The 17,085-nt window shown below is 43.5% G+C and carries 18 protein-coding genes; 2 read left to right on the top strand and 16 right to left on the bottom strand.

From position 1 onward, the window contains the following. Window positions 1–53: 53 nt before the first annotated feature. The 5 genes from EJA10_RS13880 to EJA10_RS13860 form a co-directional block, all read right to left on the bottom strand. Window positions 54–1,100 carry an NAD(P)H-dependent glycerol-3-phosphate dehydrogenase gene (locus tag EJA10_RS13880; protein ID WP_125480623.1) on the bottom strand — a complete coding sequence of 349 codons (1,047 nt, stop codon included), beginning with the start codon at window positions 1,098–1,100 and terminating at the stop codon, window positions 54–56. A 19-nt stretch (window positions 1,101–1,119) separates the two neighbouring features. Then, complete coding sequence (gene der, locus EJA10_RS13875) at window positions 1,120–2,430, bottom strand: ribosome biogenesis GTPase Der (protein ID WP_125480622.1); 1,311 nt, start codon at window positions 2,428–2,430, stop codon at window positions 1,120–1,122. Window positions 2,431–2,630: 200 nt separating this feature from the next. Then, window positions 2,631–2,816 carry a capping complex subunit for YIEGIA gene (locus EJA10_RS13870; RefSeq protein ID WP_125480621.1) on the bottom strand — a complete coding sequence of 62 codons (186 nt, stop codon included), beginning with the start codon at window positions 2,814–2,816 and terminating at the stop codon, window positions 2,631–2,633. After that, a complete protein-coding gene (locus EJA10_RS13865; protein WP_125480620.1) occupies window positions 2,813–3,706 on the bottom strand; it encodes a YIEGIA family protein in 894 nt (297 codons plus the stop codon). The genes EJA10_RS13870 and EJA10_RS13865 overlap by 4 nt, the downstream gene beginning before the upstream one ends. Next, on the bottom strand, window positions 3,703–4,314 hold the full coding sequence (locus EJA10_RS13860; protein WP_125480619.1) for a YphA family membrane protein: 612 nt from the start codon (window positions 4,312–4,314) through the stop codon (window positions 3,703–3,705). The genes EJA10_RS13865 and EJA10_RS13860 overlap by 4 nt, the downstream gene beginning before the upstream one ends. 297 nt (window positions 4,315–4,611) lie before the next feature. Here EJA10_RS13860 and EJA10_RS13855 point away from each other — a divergent pair, with 297 nt between their 5' ends. Continuing rightward, entirely contained in the window at window positions 4,612–4,755 is a 144-nt protein-coding gene (locus EJA10_RS13855; protein WP_125480618.1) for a YpzI family protein, read from the top strand. Between the two features lie 114 nt (window positions 4,756–4,869). Here the strand turns inward: EJA10_RS13855 and fni are convergent, their stop codons facing one another. The 9 genes from fni to prsW form a co-directional block, all read right to left on the bottom strand. Continuing rightward, window positions 4,870–5,919 carry a type 2 isopentenyl-diphosphate Delta-isomerase gene (gene fni, locus EJA10_RS13850; protein ID WP_125480710.1) on the bottom strand — a complete coding sequence of 350 codons (1,050 nt, stop codon included), beginning with the start codon at window positions 5,917–5,919 and terminating at the stop codon, window positions 4,870–4,872. Window positions 5,920–5,931: 12 nt separating this feature from the next. Continuing rightward, window positions 5,932–7,071, bottom strand: a complete 1,140-nt coding sequence (gene rpsA / locus EJA10_RS13845; RefSeq protein WP_125480617.1) for a 30S ribosomal protein S1 — start codon at window positions 7,069–7,071, stop codon at window positions 5,932–5,934. Between the two features lie 158 nt (window positions 7,072–7,229). Next, complete coding sequence (locus EJA10_RS13840; protein ID WP_125480616.1) at window positions 7,230–7,811, bottom strand: lysophospholipid acyltransferase family protein; 582 nt, start codon at window positions 7,809–7,811, stop codon at window positions 7,230–7,232. A 2-nt stretch (window positions 7,812–7,813) separates the two neighbouring features. Continuing rightward, window positions 7,814–8,488 (bottom strand): (d)CMP kinase, encoded by a 675-nt coding sequence (gene cmk, locus EJA10_RS13835; RefSeq protein ID WP_125480615.1) that lies wholly within the window; start codon window positions 8,486–8,488, stop codon window positions 7,814–7,816. A gap of 229 nt (window positions 8,489–8,717) precedes the next feature. Next, entirely contained in the window at window positions 8,718–8,900 is a 183-nt protein-coding gene (locus EJA10_RS13830) for a YpfB family protein (RefSeq protein ID WP_125480614.1), read from the bottom strand. Between the two features lie 63 nt (window positions 8,901–8,963). Further along, the gene (locus EJA10_RS13825; RefSeq protein ID WP_125480613.1) at window positions 8,964–9,623 is read right to left on the bottom strand and encodes a flagellar brake protein; all 660 of its coding nucleotides are present in this window, start codon (window positions 9,621–9,623) and stop codon (window positions 8,964–8,966) included. A 345-nt stretch (window positions 9,624–9,968) separates the two neighbouring features. Then, window positions 9,969–11,318, bottom strand: a complete 1,350-nt coding sequence (gene ypeB / locus EJA10_RS13820; RefSeq protein ID WP_125480612.1) for a germination protein YpeB — start codon at window positions 11,316–11,318, stop codon at window positions 9,969–9,971. 12 nt (window positions 11,319–11,330) lie between these two features. Beyond that, a complete protein-coding gene (gene sleB, locus EJA10_RS13815) occupies window positions 11,331–12,146 on the bottom strand; it encodes a spore cortex-lytic enzyme (RefSeq protein WP_125480611.1) in 816 nt (271 codons plus the stop codon). 113 nt (window positions 12,147–12,259) lie between these two features. Continuing rightward, on the bottom strand, window positions 12,260–12,931 hold the full coding sequence (gene prsW / locus EJA10_RS13810) for a glutamic-type intramembrane protease PrsW (protein ID WP_125480610.1): 672 nt from the start codon (window positions 12,929–12,931) through the stop codon (window positions 12,260–12,262). A 103-nt stretch (window positions 12,932–13,034) separates the two neighbouring features. Here prsW and EJA10_RS13805 point away from each other — a divergent pair, with 103 nt between their 5' ends. Further along, on the top strand, window positions 13,035–14,006 hold the full coding sequence (locus tag EJA10_RS13805) for an asparaginase (RefSeq protein WP_125480609.1): 972 nt from the start codon (window positions 13,035–13,037) through the stop codon (window positions 14,004–14,006). Window positions 14,007–14,445: 439 nt separating this feature from the next. Here EJA10_RS13805 and EJA10_RS13800 read toward each other — a convergent pair whose 3' ends face one another. After that, complete coding sequence (locus EJA10_RS13800; protein WP_125480608.1) at window positions 14,446–15,417, bottom strand: YpdA family putative bacillithiol disulfide reductase; 972 nt, start codon at window positions 15,415–15,417, stop codon at window positions 14,446–14,448. Between the two features lie 172 nt (window positions 15,418–15,589). After that, on the bottom strand, window positions 15,590–16,867 hold the full coding sequence (locus EJA10_RS13795) for a Glu/Leu/Phe/Val family dehydrogenase (protein WP_125480607.1): 1,278 nt from the start codon (window positions 16,865–16,867) through the stop codon (window positions 15,590–15,592). Between the last annotated feature and the right edge of the window lie 218 nt (window positions 16,868–17,085).

Genomic DNA, 17,085 nt, shown 5'->3' with positions numbered 1-17,085 from the left:
TCGCATCCTCGAATGCCTATATTGACAGCAATAATCTTGAGAAAATTTTTTCTTTAGTCCCTGCTTCCAAGAATATCAGCCAAATCTTCCATCTCATGGGTTTTATCCCTTGACATCAGCCCATCCACTGCATCTTTTGGATTGATGCCGTTAAAGAGAATATTGTATAGAGCATTGGTGATCGGCATATTGACTTCGTATTTCTCCGCAAGCTGGTAAGCTGCTTTCGTTGTCCGGACTCCTTCAACGACCATTCCCATGTTCTCAAGGACTTCCTCCAGATTCTGTCCCCTGCCGAGAAGATTTCCTGCACGCCAGTTCCTTGAGTGGACACTCGTACAAGTCACGATTAAATCACCAATCCCAGTCAATCCGGAGAAGGTCAAAGGACTGGCACCCATCTTGACTCCCAGCCTGGCTATTTCAGCCAATCCCCTTGTGATCAAGGCAGCCTTGGCATTATCTCCATAGCCAAGACCATCCGAAATCCCAGCTGCCAGTGCGATAATATTTTTTAGCGCACCGCCAATTTCCACTCCAACCAGATCCGGGTTTGTATATACCCTGAAATTGTTGTTGATGAACAGATCCTGGATTTTTTCTGCTTCTTCCATGTTTTTTGATGAAACAGTAACCGTTGTCGGGTGGCGGAGACTGACCTCTTCCGCATGGCTCGGCCCGGAGAGGACCACGACACTGTCAAGAAGGTCCGCAGGCATTTCTTCTTCGATCATTTCAGAAATACGCAGCAAGGAATCCGGCTCGATTCCTTTGCTCACATGCACTACTACCATAGGTTCCGAGGTGACTTCAGACATACTTCTGATTACTTCCCTGATGGCCTTGGTTGGTACAGCCATGATCACAGTCTTGATGCCTTCCACGGCCTCTTTCAAAGAAGAATAACCAATGATGGTTTCAGGCAGGGCAATTTCAGGAAGATATTTCTTGTTGGTATGTTGTTGATTGATCTCATCAATTTGGACAGGGTTATGCCCCCATAAACGCACCTCATGGCCATTGTCAGCGAGGACCATTGCCAAAGCTGTACCCCAGCTTCCAGCACCAATAACAGCTACTTTCTCCCTCTTCCTTTCCATTCAAACCACAACCTTTACCTTATTTTCTTTGTCTTGCGAAAATCTTGATCGGTGTTCCTGTAAAGTCAAATGCATCCCTGATTCTGTTCTCGAGGAATCGCTCATAGGAAAAGTGCATCAATTCAGGCTCGTTTACAAATACAACAAACGTAGGCGGCTTAACTGAAACCTGGGTTGCGTAGTAGATCTTCAGCCTCTTTCCTTTATCCGTCGGTGTTGGGTTCATGGCTATTGCGTCCATGATCACTTCATTGAGGATATTCGTTTGAACCCTCATTGCATGGTTCTCGCTCGCCAAATTGATCATTGGCATCAAGGTATGGATCCGTTTCTTTGTTTTGGCAGACAGGAATACGATTGGCGCATAGCTAAGGAATTGGAAATGCGCCCGGATTTTTTCTTCGAACTCCTTCATCGTTTTCTCATCTTTCTCGATGGCATCCCACTTATTGACGACAATGATCACAGCTCTGCCCGCTTCTTCAGCGTAACCCGCAATATGCTTGTCCTGTTCAATGATGCCTTCTTCTGCATTGATGACCACAAGGACGACATCAGAGCGTTCAATTGCCCTTAACGCCCTCAATACACTATATTTTTCAGTGGTTTCATATACTTTGCCTTTTTTGCGCATCCCGGCCGTATCGATAATGACGTACTTTTGGCCGTCATATGTAACCTGGGAATCAATCGCATCTCTCGTCGTGCCGGCAATATCACTGACAATGACCCGTTCCTCACCAAGGATGGCATTCACCAGGGAGGACTTGCCAACATTCGGACGGCCGATCAGCGAGAACTTAATGGCGTCTTTATCATACTCATCTTCCTTAGCTTGCGGGAAGTGCTTGGCCGCTTCATCAAGCAAATCTCCAAGCCCCAGTCCGTGCGATCCTGAAATTGGCATCGGTTCGCCGAATCCGAGAGAATAAAAGTCATAAATCATTTCTCTCATTTCCGGATTGTCAATCTTATTTACTGCAAGTACGACAGGTTTTTTGGAGCGGTAAAGGATTTTTGCCACTTCCTCGTCAGCAGAGGTAACACCTTCTCTGCCGTTGACAATAAAAATGATCACATCCGCTTCGTCAATCGCAATTTCTGCCTGCTGGCGGATTTGGTCCAGGAATGGCTCGTCTCCTAAATCAATTCCCCCAGTATCAATAATATTAAAGTCATGTGTCAGCCATTCAGCCGAACTGTATATACGATCTCTCGTTACTCCCGGAATATCTTCAACGATCGAAATACGTTCACCAACGATTCGGTTAAAAATCGTAGACTTGCCGACATTCGGACGTCCAACGATTGCTACCACTGGTTTCGTCATGAACTTCACCCTTTCAAATTCTATTAATGCAGGTCACAGACCTGGCCATAACCATTTCAAACTTTCCATGTTTTCATCGTTAATTTCAGGTCACTCACGAGGAGGACGCTTATAAAATAAACCCTTCTTGGTATACAGAAGGGTCTGGCTTAATCAGTTTATCAAAAGATGCCGTAATCAGGCAACGAAAACATTTAATGTCAATGTTTTACGATGATCAAAAGCTCCTCGGTCAGCGCGTGGGCAATTCCATCCAGGATGGCTTCAAGATTTGCGGCCACCGTTTCCATTTCCTCCTTTGAATCACAATGGAAAACGGCCGTTCCGGAAGGGACTTTCTTGGGGTTGGTGGTTACGGCGGCAAGGACGAATTTCTCGAGCATCATGCACCCGCACCTCCTTCATTGTTTTTCTTCTCTGAAGGCATCCTGATCGCATTCTCAAGTGTTGGGACATCACCAATAACCGTAATCGCACGTTCAATATCCCGTTCCTGAGGGAGCACAAATATGCCAACTCGGCCATCATCAAGATCTCTCTTAGCCAAAGGGACCAGGGCGGGGGTCCCGGAATCCCGATATACCCCAAGAGCCGTCGATAAATCATGCAGAACGGCCTGCCTTTGGCCCAGGTTCGCAATCGTTGTACGGGCGTTCATATTTTTTGGTTTTAAAATAAACCCCATCCCATAACGCAAGACTTCTTTCTGCCTTTCGGGCAGCCCAATATTCATGATATAAATATTATCTACATACAGGCCGGCACCATCAAATCTCGGCTCTATATATTCAATTTCAACAAGATCCTTCAGCTTTCCGCCAGACATGAGTCTATGGGAAATCAGCAGCGCTGCTATAGCAGCAATGATCCCCACCCATATATTGAAGATCAGATAAGCAAGAGTACTGATGAGTGAAGTGAAAATGACGAGATAATTTCGGCTTTCAAAAGCGATCGCAATTCCTTCTATGTATGTTTTCCCTCTGGAAACAAGCTCATAGCTGTCCAATTCGGTAAGCGTATTTCTTTCCATATTCCTGACTTCCCTGAACTGTGAAGCAGCAAGAGTCAGGAAGGTAATGGCCGTGAACTCCTCTTCCATTATCGCAGGTCCTGCCACTGTTCCAAGGCCAGCTGCAATAAAACCAAGGGCAACATGGATAATCTTCCCGTGCAGGTACGTTGGATATTGTCTGTAATCCGTCCTAAGCATAGATAACCTTGTCAGCGTCCCTGTCATGAGCCCAAAAACAATTGGCAGTGTGTATTCATTCATGATGTTTTTTGTTCCTCTCCTTCTGCGTGGGTTATTGTATTTTTTGACATAAAGGAAATCACAGTTTCAACCGCTGACCATAATACAAGCATTGCCAAAGATATAAACAGGATGTCCAAAAAAGCGAGTGACGCAACAGGATATGGGAAATGAAATTTGGCTAATATCACCGAATACATAATGTCCCCCAGCAAAAAGCCTGAAATCAAGGATAACAAGCGGTTATGCCTGTCCTTATGCAAAAGGACTGCTAAATAGAATCCCAATGCTCCCAGCATGATTTTACGGTCGAATAAGACCCAGATGGGATCGAACAATTCGAACATTAAAAAACTCGTATAAGCCAGCATAATGATGAATGAAGATAAGAACAGATACAGAAACGAGCCCGTTTTTTTTCGCTGTGTGGAAAAAAACAGGAACAAGGCAATTCCGAAAGCAGCTAAGCTATATTCCCCCATCAGAAACTCAACTTCAAATGGTGCCAAAAGGATCACGGACAAAATAAAGAAAGATAGACTATGCCTTAATGGATGGTTTTTATCCATCATAAAAGTTGTCCAGACCCAGCTTATCCAGGCCAGCCAATAAAAATAAATCCCTTCCATTCAACCCCTCCTATCATTTCCATTATGGGAATTGCTTATGTAATTTAATCTTTTTTGCATAAACTTTTTTACCTGTTCCATGTTAAGAAAAAGCGGAAGGAATCTTTCTGGGTAATGACCGTAATTTAAAGAATGGATAACCACCAGCCACGGCTCATTCGCAACCGCTTTTTTCAAACTTTTCCCGTGATATTTGCTTCTGCATCACTTTATCCTCATGGGTCCGGAAAAACTGAGTAAATGGATGAATGAGATAGCAAGAATCCACGGGATATAACCACATTAGGAGGTCTGGATATGGGAAGAGACAGACAGGAAAAAAAACTTAAAAAGAGCGGCCGAGTGGAATCTGACCGCGATCAAGCATTGCATTATCCTGGGGCAACCAAATTGCAAAGCCCTGAAGAGGCTCGCTCTTTAAACGATGGCAAGTATAGCTAAGCGGAATATTCTTCACAAGGCACCATTCAGTTATTTATTGTAGCCAGTACAAAAAGCCCCCTGCACGAAACATGCAGAGGGCTTTTATTATCATGATTTTTGAAAAATTAAAGTTTACCTTTGGGCAAATGCGGAGGGATCGATCCCTCTCTGGTTAAGCCAATGATACGTATCCCCGGATACTACCAGCGGGACTTTTTGGAGACCTTCAGGCTCATGGACTCCTAAGGCCGCCATAAGAATGGCTATTTCATTTTTTACTGTTTCAATTTCTTCAATCAATCCGTCTGTTCCTTGTTCCATCAGGACCTTTAATAAAAAACCCGCCAAAGCAGCAGCATCGGCACCTAGAGCAAGAGCTTTCACTATGTCAGCACTCGTCTGAATTCCACCTGAGGCTATAACCGCAAGTTCCCGGCAAGCTGTTTTCGTTTCAATGATCGATGCTGCCGTAGGGATACCCCAGTCTTCAAAGAATCCCAGAAAGCGCTCCCTGCGTTTATTCTCAATAGCAGCAAAATTCGTGCCGCCAAATCCCCCTACATCCAGATGGCGAATTCCTGCAGAATAGAGCTCAACTGCCGTTTCAGAACTTATTCCAAACCCAACCTCTTTGACGATCACTGGCACACCTGCACTATGTGCAATTTCCGCAATTCGTTCAATTGCACCTTGGAAGTTCCTGTCACCCTCCGGCATCGTCAGTTCCTGGATGACATTCAAGTGAATCTGCAAGCCACTTGCTTCGATCATTTCAACTGCTTTTTTTGCCTGATCGACCGTTGCTTCGCTGCCCAAGTTGGCAAGGATGATTCCTTTCGGATTCATTTCTCTCACTACCTGATAACTTTTGCGCTCGGAAGGATCCTTCAGCGCTGACATCTGTGAACCTACTGCAATCGCAGTTTCTGTTTCTCTAGCGGCTATTGCCAGTTCCCGGTTTATACGATAGGTTCTCTCCCCGCCGCCGCCCGTCATTGCATTTATAAAAATTGGCGAACTTAAAGAAAGTTCGCCAATTTTAGTCTGCAATTTAACTGAATCAAGATTCGAACCAGGCAAGCTTTGGTGCACAAACTTAATATCGTCAAAACCTGTCAGCCTTTTCTGGCCTGTTTCAAGGGCATATTGGATATGATCCCATTTCCTTTTTGATCTTGACACCATTTATCACCATTACTGTTTCAGATTCTTAAGCTTGTCTCCAATCATATCACCAAGGCTGAAGCCTTTTGATTCTTCCGGAAGCTCGTAATCGATTGCTTCATTCGATTCTCTTTCCTCGAACTCCTTCATGCTAAGGGATAATCTTTGGTCAGCCTTATTTACATCCAGCACCTTTACTTTTACAGTCTGCCCTTCTGAAAGAACTTCATGCGGTGTGCCGATATGTTTGTGAGAGATTTGCGAGATATGCACAAGCCCTTCAACACCTGGGAAAACTTCAACAAACGCACCATAAGATACAAGGCGCTTCACTGTTCCTTCTAGTGTGCTTCCCTTTGGTGCTTTTTCATCAATGTCAGACCAAGGTCCAGGCAATGTTTCTTTGATGGAAAGAGAAATGCGCTCATTGTCGCGATCCACACTCAGGACTTTCACCTTTACCTGCTGCCCTTCCTGGACAACATCTGATGGCTTTTCCACATGCTCATGGGAAAGCTGTGAAATATGGACAAGACCATCGACTCCGCCGATATCAACGAATGCACCAAAGTCAGTGATTCTTTGGACAGTACCTTCGATTACCTGGCCTGGCTGGATAGCAGCAAGAAGATCCTGCTTTTTCTTGCCCTGCTCTTCTTCCACGACGGCGCGGTGTGAAAGAATGAGACGATTTTTCTCTTGTTCCAGCTCGACAATCTTAAAGCTTAGTGATTTCCCTTTATAATCTGTAAAATCCTCGACAAAGTGAGATTCTACAAGGGAAGCAGGAACGAAGCCGCGGACGCCCAGGTCTACTACCAGACCGCCTTTTACGACATCTTTGACTTCTGCTTCGAAAACTTCTCCGCTTTCGAATTTCCCTTTCAGTTCTTCCCAGGCTTTTTCAGCATCTACTTTTCTCTTTGAAAGAATTAAAGCTTCCTCTTCTACTTTTTGGACTTCCAGCTCGAGTTCATCGCCTACAGAAACAGCATCTTCGGCTTTTTCAACATGAAGGCTTGATAGTTCACTGATTGGAATGATACCATCCAGCTTGCTGCCTTCAATATCTACCAAAACTTGCTTTTCTTCCACCTTTGTTACCTGGCCTCTGACGCGGTCTCCAGCCTCAAAATTCTTTACCTCGATTTGGTTCATATCTTCTGACATATGTACTCCTCCTTAATCCATGACTGCTGCAAAATATATGCTTTGTGGCATTAATCGCCACTTAGAAAACACCATAATTTAGATACTAAGTGAAAATTCTAAAAATATCTCTTCTTAATAACTTCTTACAAACAGGCATTTTTGTCAAGCAAGAAACATTACTTAAATTGGTTGATCAACTTCTGGATTTCACCCATGATAAAATCCGTTGTCTCCTCGGCATTCAGCTTTTTTTCTTTAATCGATGCCATATCAATAGGCTTTCCATAAACAACCTTCAGCTTGTTGAATGCTTTATAAGGACCAATGATTGCGCAAGGTACGACATGTGCTTCAGAACGAAGAGCAAAGAAGCCTGCTCCTGCGAGACCCTTTCCTATTTCCCCTGTCTTGCTTCTTGTTCCCTCTGGAAACAATCCTAAAACATTTCCATCCTTCAAAATTGCAAGGCCCTTTCTTAGGGCTTCCCTGTCGCTCATTCCTCGCTTTACAGGGAATGCATTCAAGTGAGGAACAATTTTCCCAAGTACCGGAACGGAAAAAAGCTCCGCCTTAGCCATGAAATATACTGGCCGTGGCGCAGTGATACCCACCACTGGCGGATCCAGGTTATCAATATGATTGGCACACAGCAGGACACCGCCATCGGCAGGTACATTCTCCCTGCCAATGACTTCAATCCTGTAAATTGGTTTTAAAACAGTATTTACGACATTTCTAGCGAATGAATAAAACGTCAATTTCACCCGATCCTTTCAAGCGCCAATGCGAGGATTTTTCCAACTACATCTTCGATGGACAGCGATGTCGTATCAATCTCAACAGCATCCTCAGCTTTTTTAAGAGGTGCGACTTCCCGTTCAGAGTCAATCTTGTCCCGTGTTGCAATCTCTTCTTTCAGCTTTTCCAAATCTGAAGGGAACCCTTTCTGGATGTTTTCAGCATGCCTTCGCTGAGCTCTTTCCTCGACGCTGGCCAGCAGGAATACCTTTACCTCTGCATTTGGCAGTACATGGGTTCCGATATCCCTGCCATCCATGACAACTCCGCCATTCCTGGCAAAGAGCTGCTGACGCTTGACCATTTCTTTTCTGACTTGTTCATGGATCGCCACAAAGGATACCTGGTTCGTTACCTCTGCACTCCTGATTTCGCCGGTAACTTCCTGGCCATCCAAAAACACCTTTTGCCCCGCTTCTCCCGGCATTAACTCAATAGTTGTCTCATTAAGGATATTCAATAAATCCGCCTCGTCATCCAGGCTGATCCCCTGATTTATAGCCTTGTATGTAAGCGCACGGTACATGGCTCCGGTATCAATGTATATATACGTTAGTTTCTCGGCTAAAATCTTCGCAACCGTACTTTTACCTGCAGCCGCAGGACCATCTATCGCAATCGATATTCTTTTTGTCATAATTCCTCTTGGCACTCCTTGCTGTATCTGATTATTCTTGGCATTCTTCGTGTTCGTTCCTGATTTATGGAACATCTATTGTTTACGAAAAAAGCTTTATTCTTTTATATTTTAACACAAAAGTGATTTAATCCTCTTCTATCCTTTCTTTTTTTAAGGCAGTTTTTCAAAAGTTTATCTTTTTATCTCAGATCTCCGCTAAACAAAAATAAGCAGGCTCTACACCCGCTTACTCTTTGCTTCTTATCGTGTTCAGTACTTCAGAATGATTGTTGTCTGTGACTCCCTCATATTGCGTAATCTGCTTCAACTCCGGAAAAGCATTGAATTGGTGAAAAAACAATTGGGCAATGATGAGGAAGACAAATTGGATGATCGCAATCTTAATTAATATTCTTTCAAAGGTTTTCATTGGTAATGCTCCCATTTATAGTTTTTTTTCTATTATTGGAGCAAATAAGGGGATTTATTCCATCTATACCGGAAGTCCTTTTTTCTTCATTGCCAGCTGTCGTTCAAAACAGAATCGCAACAGCAGTTGGCGGTCAGTACCGGAAGAATCATAGAATTGGACGGATGCTTTATTCATATGTCCCTGCCCTTCGATGATCCTTACGATTGTGCCACGGAATTTCCGATATTCATTCTCGCCATTTTGCATCGGCAGAGCTAACCAGCAATCGAGCTCCATCCCCTGCTTTAAACTGCTGCTCTTGTCAATTAACAGCGCGGCCCCGCCGGCACTGATATCATCAGTAACAGTAGTGAAAGGGACGAATTCTCCTTTCGCCGAATGCACAGCTACGTCAACAGACGTCTCAACCCTCACGAATTGCCTGCGCTGAACCTTAATGAGATGATCTTTCCCGGGATAGGAAAGAATCACCATCGGAATATTGAGCTTAACCCTGCCCTTTACTTCAGTCTCAAAGAAATAATTAATACCAGATTCGGTTGTGAAAGTAGCCTTCAAAGGAGTTCCTTCCAATAGGAAGACAGTACGATTGGTACTTGTATTTACAGGATAATCAATATATAGATCATTGCCTCTCTGTTCAACAAGTTTGCATTTATATTGCTCATAACTTTCAGAGTATTTATGTTCCAAAACAATCATATTGCCGATTTTTATCATAGCTAGCCTACTTCCCCTTTATTGTATCTATGGCATATTTATGATCTGAACGTGCCAGATAATATTGGCATTCAAGCCCTCCAGGATTTTTCCATATATCTTTTTATCGGTTCTGTTCACATTATTTACAGGAAAATTTTCTTACAACAACGTTCTCTTTACTTTTTAATTAATGGCCTTCTTATTTAGAGGCTCTGTTGAAAGTCCTCGAGATTATTATGACACGGGATAATCGACGATGGCAATAGAAGCTTATGGATTAATTTAACAGAACATATAACTTTATACCTACCCAGCCTTTTTACCCTTTTACGAAAAAAAGAAGAGGAAAGCGTTATGCTCTCCTCATACAACATCTTCATATATCGGTTCTGCATTCTGCAATTTTTCCACTTTCTCTTCTGTTCCATCTTCAGCATTGATATAGATTCTGAAGGTGTCCTCACCGAGGACCCCTGAGAATTCATGGCATAACACTTCTTCATTTAAGTCGTTCATAATGATGGCTTTTTTCTGGTCCATAATCTTAAGGTTAGGATTTACCTTTTTCTTTGCTTCTTCGATGGTAATTCCCGGCTGAGGAATTTCTCTCGCCTTATGAGATTTTAAGTAATCCTCCGCAGAAAAGCCGATTATTTCTCCATTGTCCAAAGCCACTTTCATATTAATTGCATCAGGATAGATTCTAACGTCGTCTTGGACCGCCACGAAAGTAAAGACCCCAATATTATCGTATTGCGCGCTTTCAAAAAGATCAAGGCCCTCAAAATCGTGTTCCTTCAAGAAGCTTATCGCCTTATTCGATGCATCATTTAAACTAATCTTTTGCTTATTTACCTCTCTGTCAAGCAAGAACCAGACAGGATATCCGCCTTTCTTGGTAATATCCATGTTCGCTTCAAGCTTTGTTCCCGGATCCTTGATAGAAACGCTATAGAATCCATAATTTGATCCCTTGCCGTTTTCTGTCACCCTGACTTCGCCGCCGTTCTTTACAGGCGCATAATTCCTGGTGATCCGGACCGCTTCTTCTTTCGAAATGTTTTTGCCAGGAAGCTTTTCAAAGTTTTCGTCTTTCTTTTGCAAATTGACAGCAGCTGGGCCAAAATCAGTCTCTGTATAACTTTCCACTGTTTTTTCTACCGTTTTGAAGCCATCTATGATGGTATTATCCGATTGCCCTTTTTCTGTTGCCAGGGCAAGTTCTACATCCATCCATCTCAAATTGTTCTCCAAAACCATATGCTGAACTTTTCTAAGGTCCTGCTGAATTTCTCCGGATTGTTGATATAACGTCTTCAATGTTTCATATTCCTTGTCGTTCAGTGGTTCTTTGTCCAGATCTCGAACGGCTGTCTTATAACTGAAGTTTCCGATATTCGCTAGGAACTCTTCTGTTTTATTGAAGGGTAAAAGAGTCAAAGGAAGCTGTCCAACATCACTATGTGCCTGCGAAGTGATCTTCCATACCTCTGCCAGCTGTGGTGATAATGAGCTTCTCGAATTCATCGCAAGCGTCGTTCCAATCTTGTCATTCAGCAAATCCATTTGATATGTCAAGTCATGGAAGGCTCTTTGGTAATTATTTTCCGCGTTAATGAGTACGGCTGTCTTTTCCCTGTGCTCCTGGTAACCCCAGAATGCAGTTCCTGCTATTCCGATCACCAGGATGGCTATGGCTATTCCTCTTAGCATATTAACTCACCCCTATTTACAAAAAATATGTTTTCCGATCTTTTTGATCTGTGGTCGCGTCCAAATCCATGCGCTTGTGGCAGTATCGGGATTAAAGTAATATAAAGCATTGCCAGTAGGATCCCATCCATTGATCGCATCAAGGACAGCTTTTCTTGCAGTTTCATTTGGTGTAAGCCATATCTGGCCATCCGCAACAGCAGTGAAGGCCCTTGGTTCGAAGATGACCCCTGATACCGTATTCGGGAAGGTTGCGCTGTCCAAACGGTTCAAGATGACCGCCGCTACAGCTACCTGCCCTGTATATGGTTCACCTCTTGCCTCTCCATAAACTGCATTCGCCATTAGCTGGATGTCATTCTGAGAAAAACCATTCGGCGTATTTGTTGCCGTTGCAGCAGGTTTAGGTGCCGCAGGCTTAGCGGTAGCTCCGCCACCCGCGGTTCCGCCTCCTGTTGTTCCTCCTCCAGTTTTTCCACCTCCGGCCGTTTCACCGCCCCAATAAATCTTGGCATTAGGCGTGGCTTTCGTAAGCTTAATCTTTGTTTGCCACCCGGCAACCCCGTCGACCTTCAGGCCGAATTCATATTGGAAGTTTCTAAGAGCCCAATAGGTCCCCCAGCCGAATACACCATCAACTTTCCCGGTATAAAAGCCAATATGTTTGAGTCGTGATTGTAGTTCATTGACATCCTCACCTACAGCACCATGCTGCAAAACCTGATCAGTAAACGCTTCAGCACGCTGATCAACCTCGCTGAAATGCGCGAAAGATAAAATCAGCGCCATTGAGGCTAATACTTTCAAGATTGACCGAAAATTTTTCATCTAATGCAACCCCCAAGATGTAAACTTATAAGATTAAACCTATTTTTTGTTAAGTGCTGTCTTTTATTCCATAAAACAAAAAAACCCTCCATTTTTTATAAATGAAGAGTTTTTTATATAGTGTATTGTTTTTCGATGTGCTGCAGTGTCAGCACCCTGGCTTTCTTTACTTTTCTCAGACCGAGCCACCACAGGAAAATCATGAATGGAATCATCAAAATCATCCAGTCTTCCCTTGTCATCAGAATGAAGTCATACACTCCATGGAGCAGGACGGGGACGCTTAACGAAAGCAATACCCATTTTTTTGGTGAACCAGCTGAAAACTTTGCCTTTCCAATATAGTACCCCATGATGACTCCAAAAAGTGCGTGGCTGGAGACTGGAAGCAGTGCCCTTCCAATTGCATCCTGCACTCCGTTTGCAACTAGATAAAGTATATTCTCTGCCGATGCAAACCCCAGCGAGACGGATACACTGTAAATAATCCCATCATATGGTTCATCAAAGGAAATATGCTGAAAAATCGTGTAGTATAAGATAAACCACTTAAAGAATTCTTCCAACAAGCCAACTGACCCAAAGGCTTTCGCAAAATTCCCCTGGAGGATTCCTTCTGCAGACAGGACGTATTGAATGAACATGAGCGGGAATACAAGAAGCGCGCCGAAAATGAACATTTTGAACACTAAAGAAAGGGGCTCTGAACCGTATTGGTCCTTCAAGTAAAAATAGCTTAATAACGCCAGACCAGGTGCCAGACCGGCAGTAACTATTCCCAGCATATGCTGTCCTCTTTTCAATTCGTTTCTTTAATCGTATCATGTAATTAGAAGAAAGAAAATGGATTATTCTTCTTTCTCACTGGTCTTTTTGGAGGTATTCAACATGAAGAAAAATATTTTATTGATTCATACAGGCGGGACTATATCTATGAGTGAGGACACAAGCGGGGCAGTCAAACCCGGTGAAAAAAATCCCCTGACCCAGGGGACTGAGCTACTTTCCAGCCTTGCCAACCTTCACGTCGAGGAGCCATTCAATCTGCCATCACCACATATCACCCAAAAAGAGATGATGAAGTTAAAACTCCTGCTTGAAGAATATGATCAGCAAGGAAACATTGATGGAGCTGTCATCACTCACGGAACTGATACGCTGGAAGAAACGGCTTATTTCCTTGACCTTACTTGCCAGGCAAGTTTCCCGGTAGTAGTCACAGGAGCAATGAGGTCCAGCAATGAAATTGGATCGGACGGCCTTTACAATTTAATTTCGTCTATAAGAGTGGCCTCCAGCGAGGATGCGAGGGGACAAGGTGTCCTCGTAGTCCTTAACGATGAAATCCATACTGCCTTGAACGTGACCAAAACACACACAAGCAATATATCCACATTCCAGAGTCCCCAGTATGGGCCTATCGGGATCGTAACAAAAAGGGGTGTGCTTTTCCATCATACTCCAACAAAGCACGAAACATATCCCGTCCAGGTTATCGATAAAAAGGTACATTTGTTAAAAGCGCATGCCGGGATGGATTCTTCCCTCCTTAAAGCGATGCTTTCCATGGAGGTCGATGGCATCGTCATCGAAGCACTGGGACAAGGCAACCTCCCGCCTTCTGCACTCGAGGGAGTTACAGAATTCATCAAGAACAATATCCCTGTTGTGATCGTCTCCCGCAGCTACGCCGGAATCGTTCAGGATATATACGGCTACGAAGGAGGAGGCAAGCACCTTAAGGAGCTAGGCGTCATATTCTCCAATGGATTAAATGGACAAAAAGCCCGGATTAAACTGCTTGTAGCCCTGGCAAATACAAACCGGATGGATGAATTAGAAGAAATGTTCATGTTTTAACCAAAAAGTAAATATGTTATCATTTAAAAATTCTTTTAATGCGGCTTCTTTCGAATGAATTCGTTAAGGATAACAAAATAGGGATTTTGTTGTTTTTATTTTGCATTTACAAAAGTTGAAACAAGAAACCTGAGTTGATTGGAGTGTAAGGCGCGAAGACTCCTGCGGGATCAGCTGGACAGGTGAGACCCCACAGACGCCAACGGCGGCGAGGAGGCTCACCTCCAGCCCGCGGAAAGCGAAGCGCATGGAACGGAAATCATCGGATCGAATTTCAAACTACCAAAAAACAGGAGGTTGCCCAAAAGTTTTATCTTTTGAGACAACCTCTTGACTGTTAGTTAATGAAAAAAAATTAACACAAACCTAAAAACTGGATAATACAAGAGAAAAGGCGACTCACAGGTTAAGTTATTCAACCTTTTGAGTCAGCCTTTTTTTATCCTTGGTTACTATTCGCAATAGCTTCTGCAATCAGGCCTCCATGGAACCGTCCATTTTCAATGAAAATTTCATTCGCATTGTTTCCTGCGGCTATTACTCCAGCGATGAAGATGCCCGGCACATTCGTTTCCATTGTATCAGGGTTAAAATGTGGCCGACCTGTTTCCTCCTCGATTAAAACACCCATTTTTTTAAGAAACGCATGGTCTGGGCGATAGCCAGTCATTGCAAAGACATAGTCATTTTTCAGCTTTTCAGACTGACCTTCTCTTTCATATATAATCGATTCCTCGGTAATCTCTGTTACCACAGCATTAAATACCATATTCACCATCCCCGTCTTGACTAGCGCTTCAAACTCCGGAAGCACCCACGGCTTGATGCTCGGTGAATATTCGGAACCTCGGTAAAGCACGGTAACTCTCGCTCCAGCCTTAACCAATTCAATAGCTGCATCGACACTGGAGTTTTTCCCGCCAATGACTGCTACATCAAGATCAAAAAACGGGTGGGCCTCTTTAAAATAGTGTGATACTTTTGGCAATGATTCCCCTGGTATCCCCATATTGTTAGGATGGTCATAATACCCTGTAGCAATGATGACATTCTCAGATGAGTATTGAAGTTTATCGGTTGTGACTATAAAGCCGGCATCGCCTTTTTTTGCAACATTAGTTACCTTTTCAAATTTATTGATCCGCAACCCTTCTCTTTTGACAACTTCACGGTAGTACACAAGTGCCTGATTCCGTTTAGGTTTGTGGTTCTCGGTAATGAATGGCACATCACCGATTGCTAGCTTTTCACTGCTGCTGAAAAAAGTCTGGTGTGTCGGATAATGATAAATCGCATTCACAATATTGCCTTTTTCAATAATCAAGGGATTTTTACCATGTCTCTTCAGGGCAATTGCAGCTGCCAAACCACATGGCCCTCCGCCCACTATGACGATTTCTTCCTTATTCATCTATGCAAACTCACTCCTTATGGATCAATAGGAAACATATTGTTGATGGATCTGGATAGCAATTCCATTTCAAAGGGAATAGAAAAAACCCCTATCCATTGTATGATAGGGGATTTTTTCTTAAGATTCAATGAAGAACCCTTTATTCCTGTATGGCCACCAGACCAGGTACTTAAATCCAGCCTCTGAAGCGGCTGGCTTCAGCCATTTTTCTGACACCGACCATGTATGCAGCAAGACGCATGTCTACTCTACGGGTTTGGGCAGTCTCATAAATGTTGTCAAAAGATTTGACCATAACCTTTTCAAGTTTTTCCTCGACTTCTTCTTCAGTCCAGTAATAACCCTGGTTATTTTGAACCCATTCAAAGTAAGAAACTGTTACGCCGCCCGCAGAAGCGAGTACATCCGGCACAAGCAGGATGCCGCGTTCTGTAAGGATTTCGGTCGCTTCCAGCGTTGTTGGTCCGTTAGCGGCTTCAACAACGATGCTTGCCCTGATGTTGTGGGCATTTTCTTCCGTAATCTGGTTCTCAATCGCTGCCGGAACAAGGATGTCACAATCCAGTTCCAATAATTCTTTATTTGTAAGTGTATTATTGAATAATTTAGTTACTGTTCCAAAACTGTCGCGTCGGTCCAGCAAGTAATCGACATCAAGCCCATCGGGATCATGGAGAGCACCGTATGCATCTGAAATTCCAATGATCTTCGCACCAGCATCATGCATGAACTTGGCCAGATAGCTTCCTGCATTACCAAATCCCTGTACAACGACTCTTGCGCCTTCCAGCTCAATTCCCTTTTTCTTCGCTGCTTCGCGGATACAAATCGTAACCCCTTTTGCGGTTGCTGATTCACGACCATGTGAACCACCGAGTACCAGCGGCTTGCCTGTAATGAATCCTGGAGAGTTAAATTCATCAATACGGCTGTATTCATCCATCATCCAAGCCATAATCTGAGAGTTTGTGAAAACATCAGGTGCCGGGATATCCTTTGTTGGTCCTACGATCTGGCTGATCGCGCGGACATAACCTCGGCTCAATCTTTCCAGTTCCCTGAATGACATATCACGAGGATCGCAAACGATCCCGCCTTTACCACCGCCGTACGGCAGATCGACAATGCCACATTTCAAGCTCATCCAGATTGATAAGGCTTTTACTTCTTTCTCCGTTACGTTTGGATGGAAACGTATTCCTCCCTTTGTTGGACCCACTGCATCATTGTGCTGCGCCCGGTAGCCAGTAAAGACTTTAACAGATCCGTCATCCATTCTGACAGGAATTTTCACTGTCATCATCCTGAGCGGCTCCTTTAAAAGCTCAAAAACCTCATCTGGGTATCCGAGTTTTTCCAAAGCCTTGTGAATAACAGTTTGTGTAGATCGTAAGACGTCATGTTTGTCTTCTTTATTTGGATTTTCATTACCGTTTGCGGCTACCATTGATAAACCTCCTAAATCACTTTTGCGGATGTTGTCTGCTTTCATGGATTAGTATACACCTTTGGTTATTTTATGCAAGAAGAAAAAAACAGTTTTCCGCATTTTTTGATTATTGAATGTAAACGCTACCAACCAAGTCCTTATCACTATTGCCTTATGAATAAATTGACTGAATAATAAGACATTCCCTGCTGTTTATCTGTTTCTTTTAGTTGTTG

The organism is Mesobacillus subterraneus, from assembly GCF_003937825.1.
Classification (GTDB): Bacteria; Bacillota; Bacilli; order Bacillales; family Cytobacillaceae; genus Mesobacillus; species Mesobacillus subterraneus.
Note: the sequence above shows the minus strand (reverse complement) of the source record. Positions and strands in the feature narration are given on the sequence as shown.

What these genes read in the sequence shown, in the direction of transcription:
- EJA10_RS13880 (WP_125480623.1), bottom strand. Translation starts at nt 1,100, where the DNA reads ATGGAAAGGAAGAGGGAGAAAGTAGCTGTTATTGGTGCTGGAAGCTGG.
- der (WP_125480622.1), bottom strand. Translation starts at nt 2,430, where the DNA reads ATGACGAAACCAGTGGTAGCAATCGTTGGACGTCCGAATGTCGGCAAG.
- EJA10_RS13870 (WP_125480621.1), bottom strand. Translation starts at nt 2,816, where the DNA reads ATGATGCTCGAGAAATTCGTCCTTGCCGCCGTAACCACCAACCCCAAG.
- EJA10_RS13865 (WP_125480620.1), bottom strand. Translation starts at nt 3,706, where the DNA reads ATGAATGAATACACACTGCCAATTGTTTTTGGGCTCATGACAGGGACG.
- EJA10_RS13860 (WP_125480619.1), bottom strand. Translation starts at nt 4,314, where the DNA reads ATGGAAGGGATTTATTTTTATTGGCTGGCCTGGATAAGCTGGGTCTGG.
- EJA10_RS13855 (WP_125480618.1), top strand. Translation starts at nt 4,612, where the DNA reads ATGGGAAGAGACAGACAGGAAAAAAAACTTAAAAAGAGCGGCCGAGTG.
- rpsA (WP_125480617.1), bottom strand. Translation starts at nt 7,071, where the DNA reads ATGTCAGAAGATATGAACCAAATCGAGGTAAAGAATTTTGAGGCTGGA.
- cmk (WP_125480615.1), bottom strand. Translation starts at nt 8,488, where the DNA reads ATGACAAAAAGAATATCGATTGCGATAGATGGTCCTGCGGCTGCAGGT.
- EJA10_RS13830 (WP_125480614.1), bottom strand. Translation starts at nt 8,900, where the DNA reads ATGAAAACCTTTGAAAGAATATTAATTAAGATTGCGATCATCCAATTT.
- EJA10_RS13825 (WP_125480613.1), bottom strand. Translation starts at nt 9,623, where the DNA reads ATGATAAAAATCGGCAATATGATTGTTTTGGAACATAAATACTCTGAA.
- ypeB (WP_125480612.1), bottom strand. Translation starts at nt 11,318, where the DNA reads ATGCTAAGAGGAATAGCCATAGCCATCCTGGTGATCGGAATAGCAGGA.
- sleB (WP_125480611.1), bottom strand. Translation starts at nt 12,146, where the DNA reads ATGAAAAATTTTCGGTCAATCTTGAAAGTATTAGCCTCAATGGCGCTG.
- prsW (WP_125480610.1), bottom strand. Translation starts at nt 12,931, where the DNA reads ATGCTGGGAATAGTTACTGCCGGTCTGGCACCTGGTCTGGCGTTATTA.
- EJA10_RS13805 (WP_125480609.1), top strand. Translation starts at nt 13,035, where the DNA reads ATGAAGAAAAATATTTTATTGATTCATACAGGCGGGACTATATCTATG.
- EJA10_RS13800 (WP_125480608.1), bottom strand. Translation starts at nt 15,417, where the DNA reads ATGAATAAGGAAGAAATCGTCATAGTGGGCGGAGGGCCATGTGGTTTG.
- EJA10_RS13795 (WP_125480607.1), bottom strand. Translation starts at nt 16,867, where the DNA reads ATGGTAGCCGCAAACGGTAATGAAAATCCAAATAAAGAAGACAAACAT.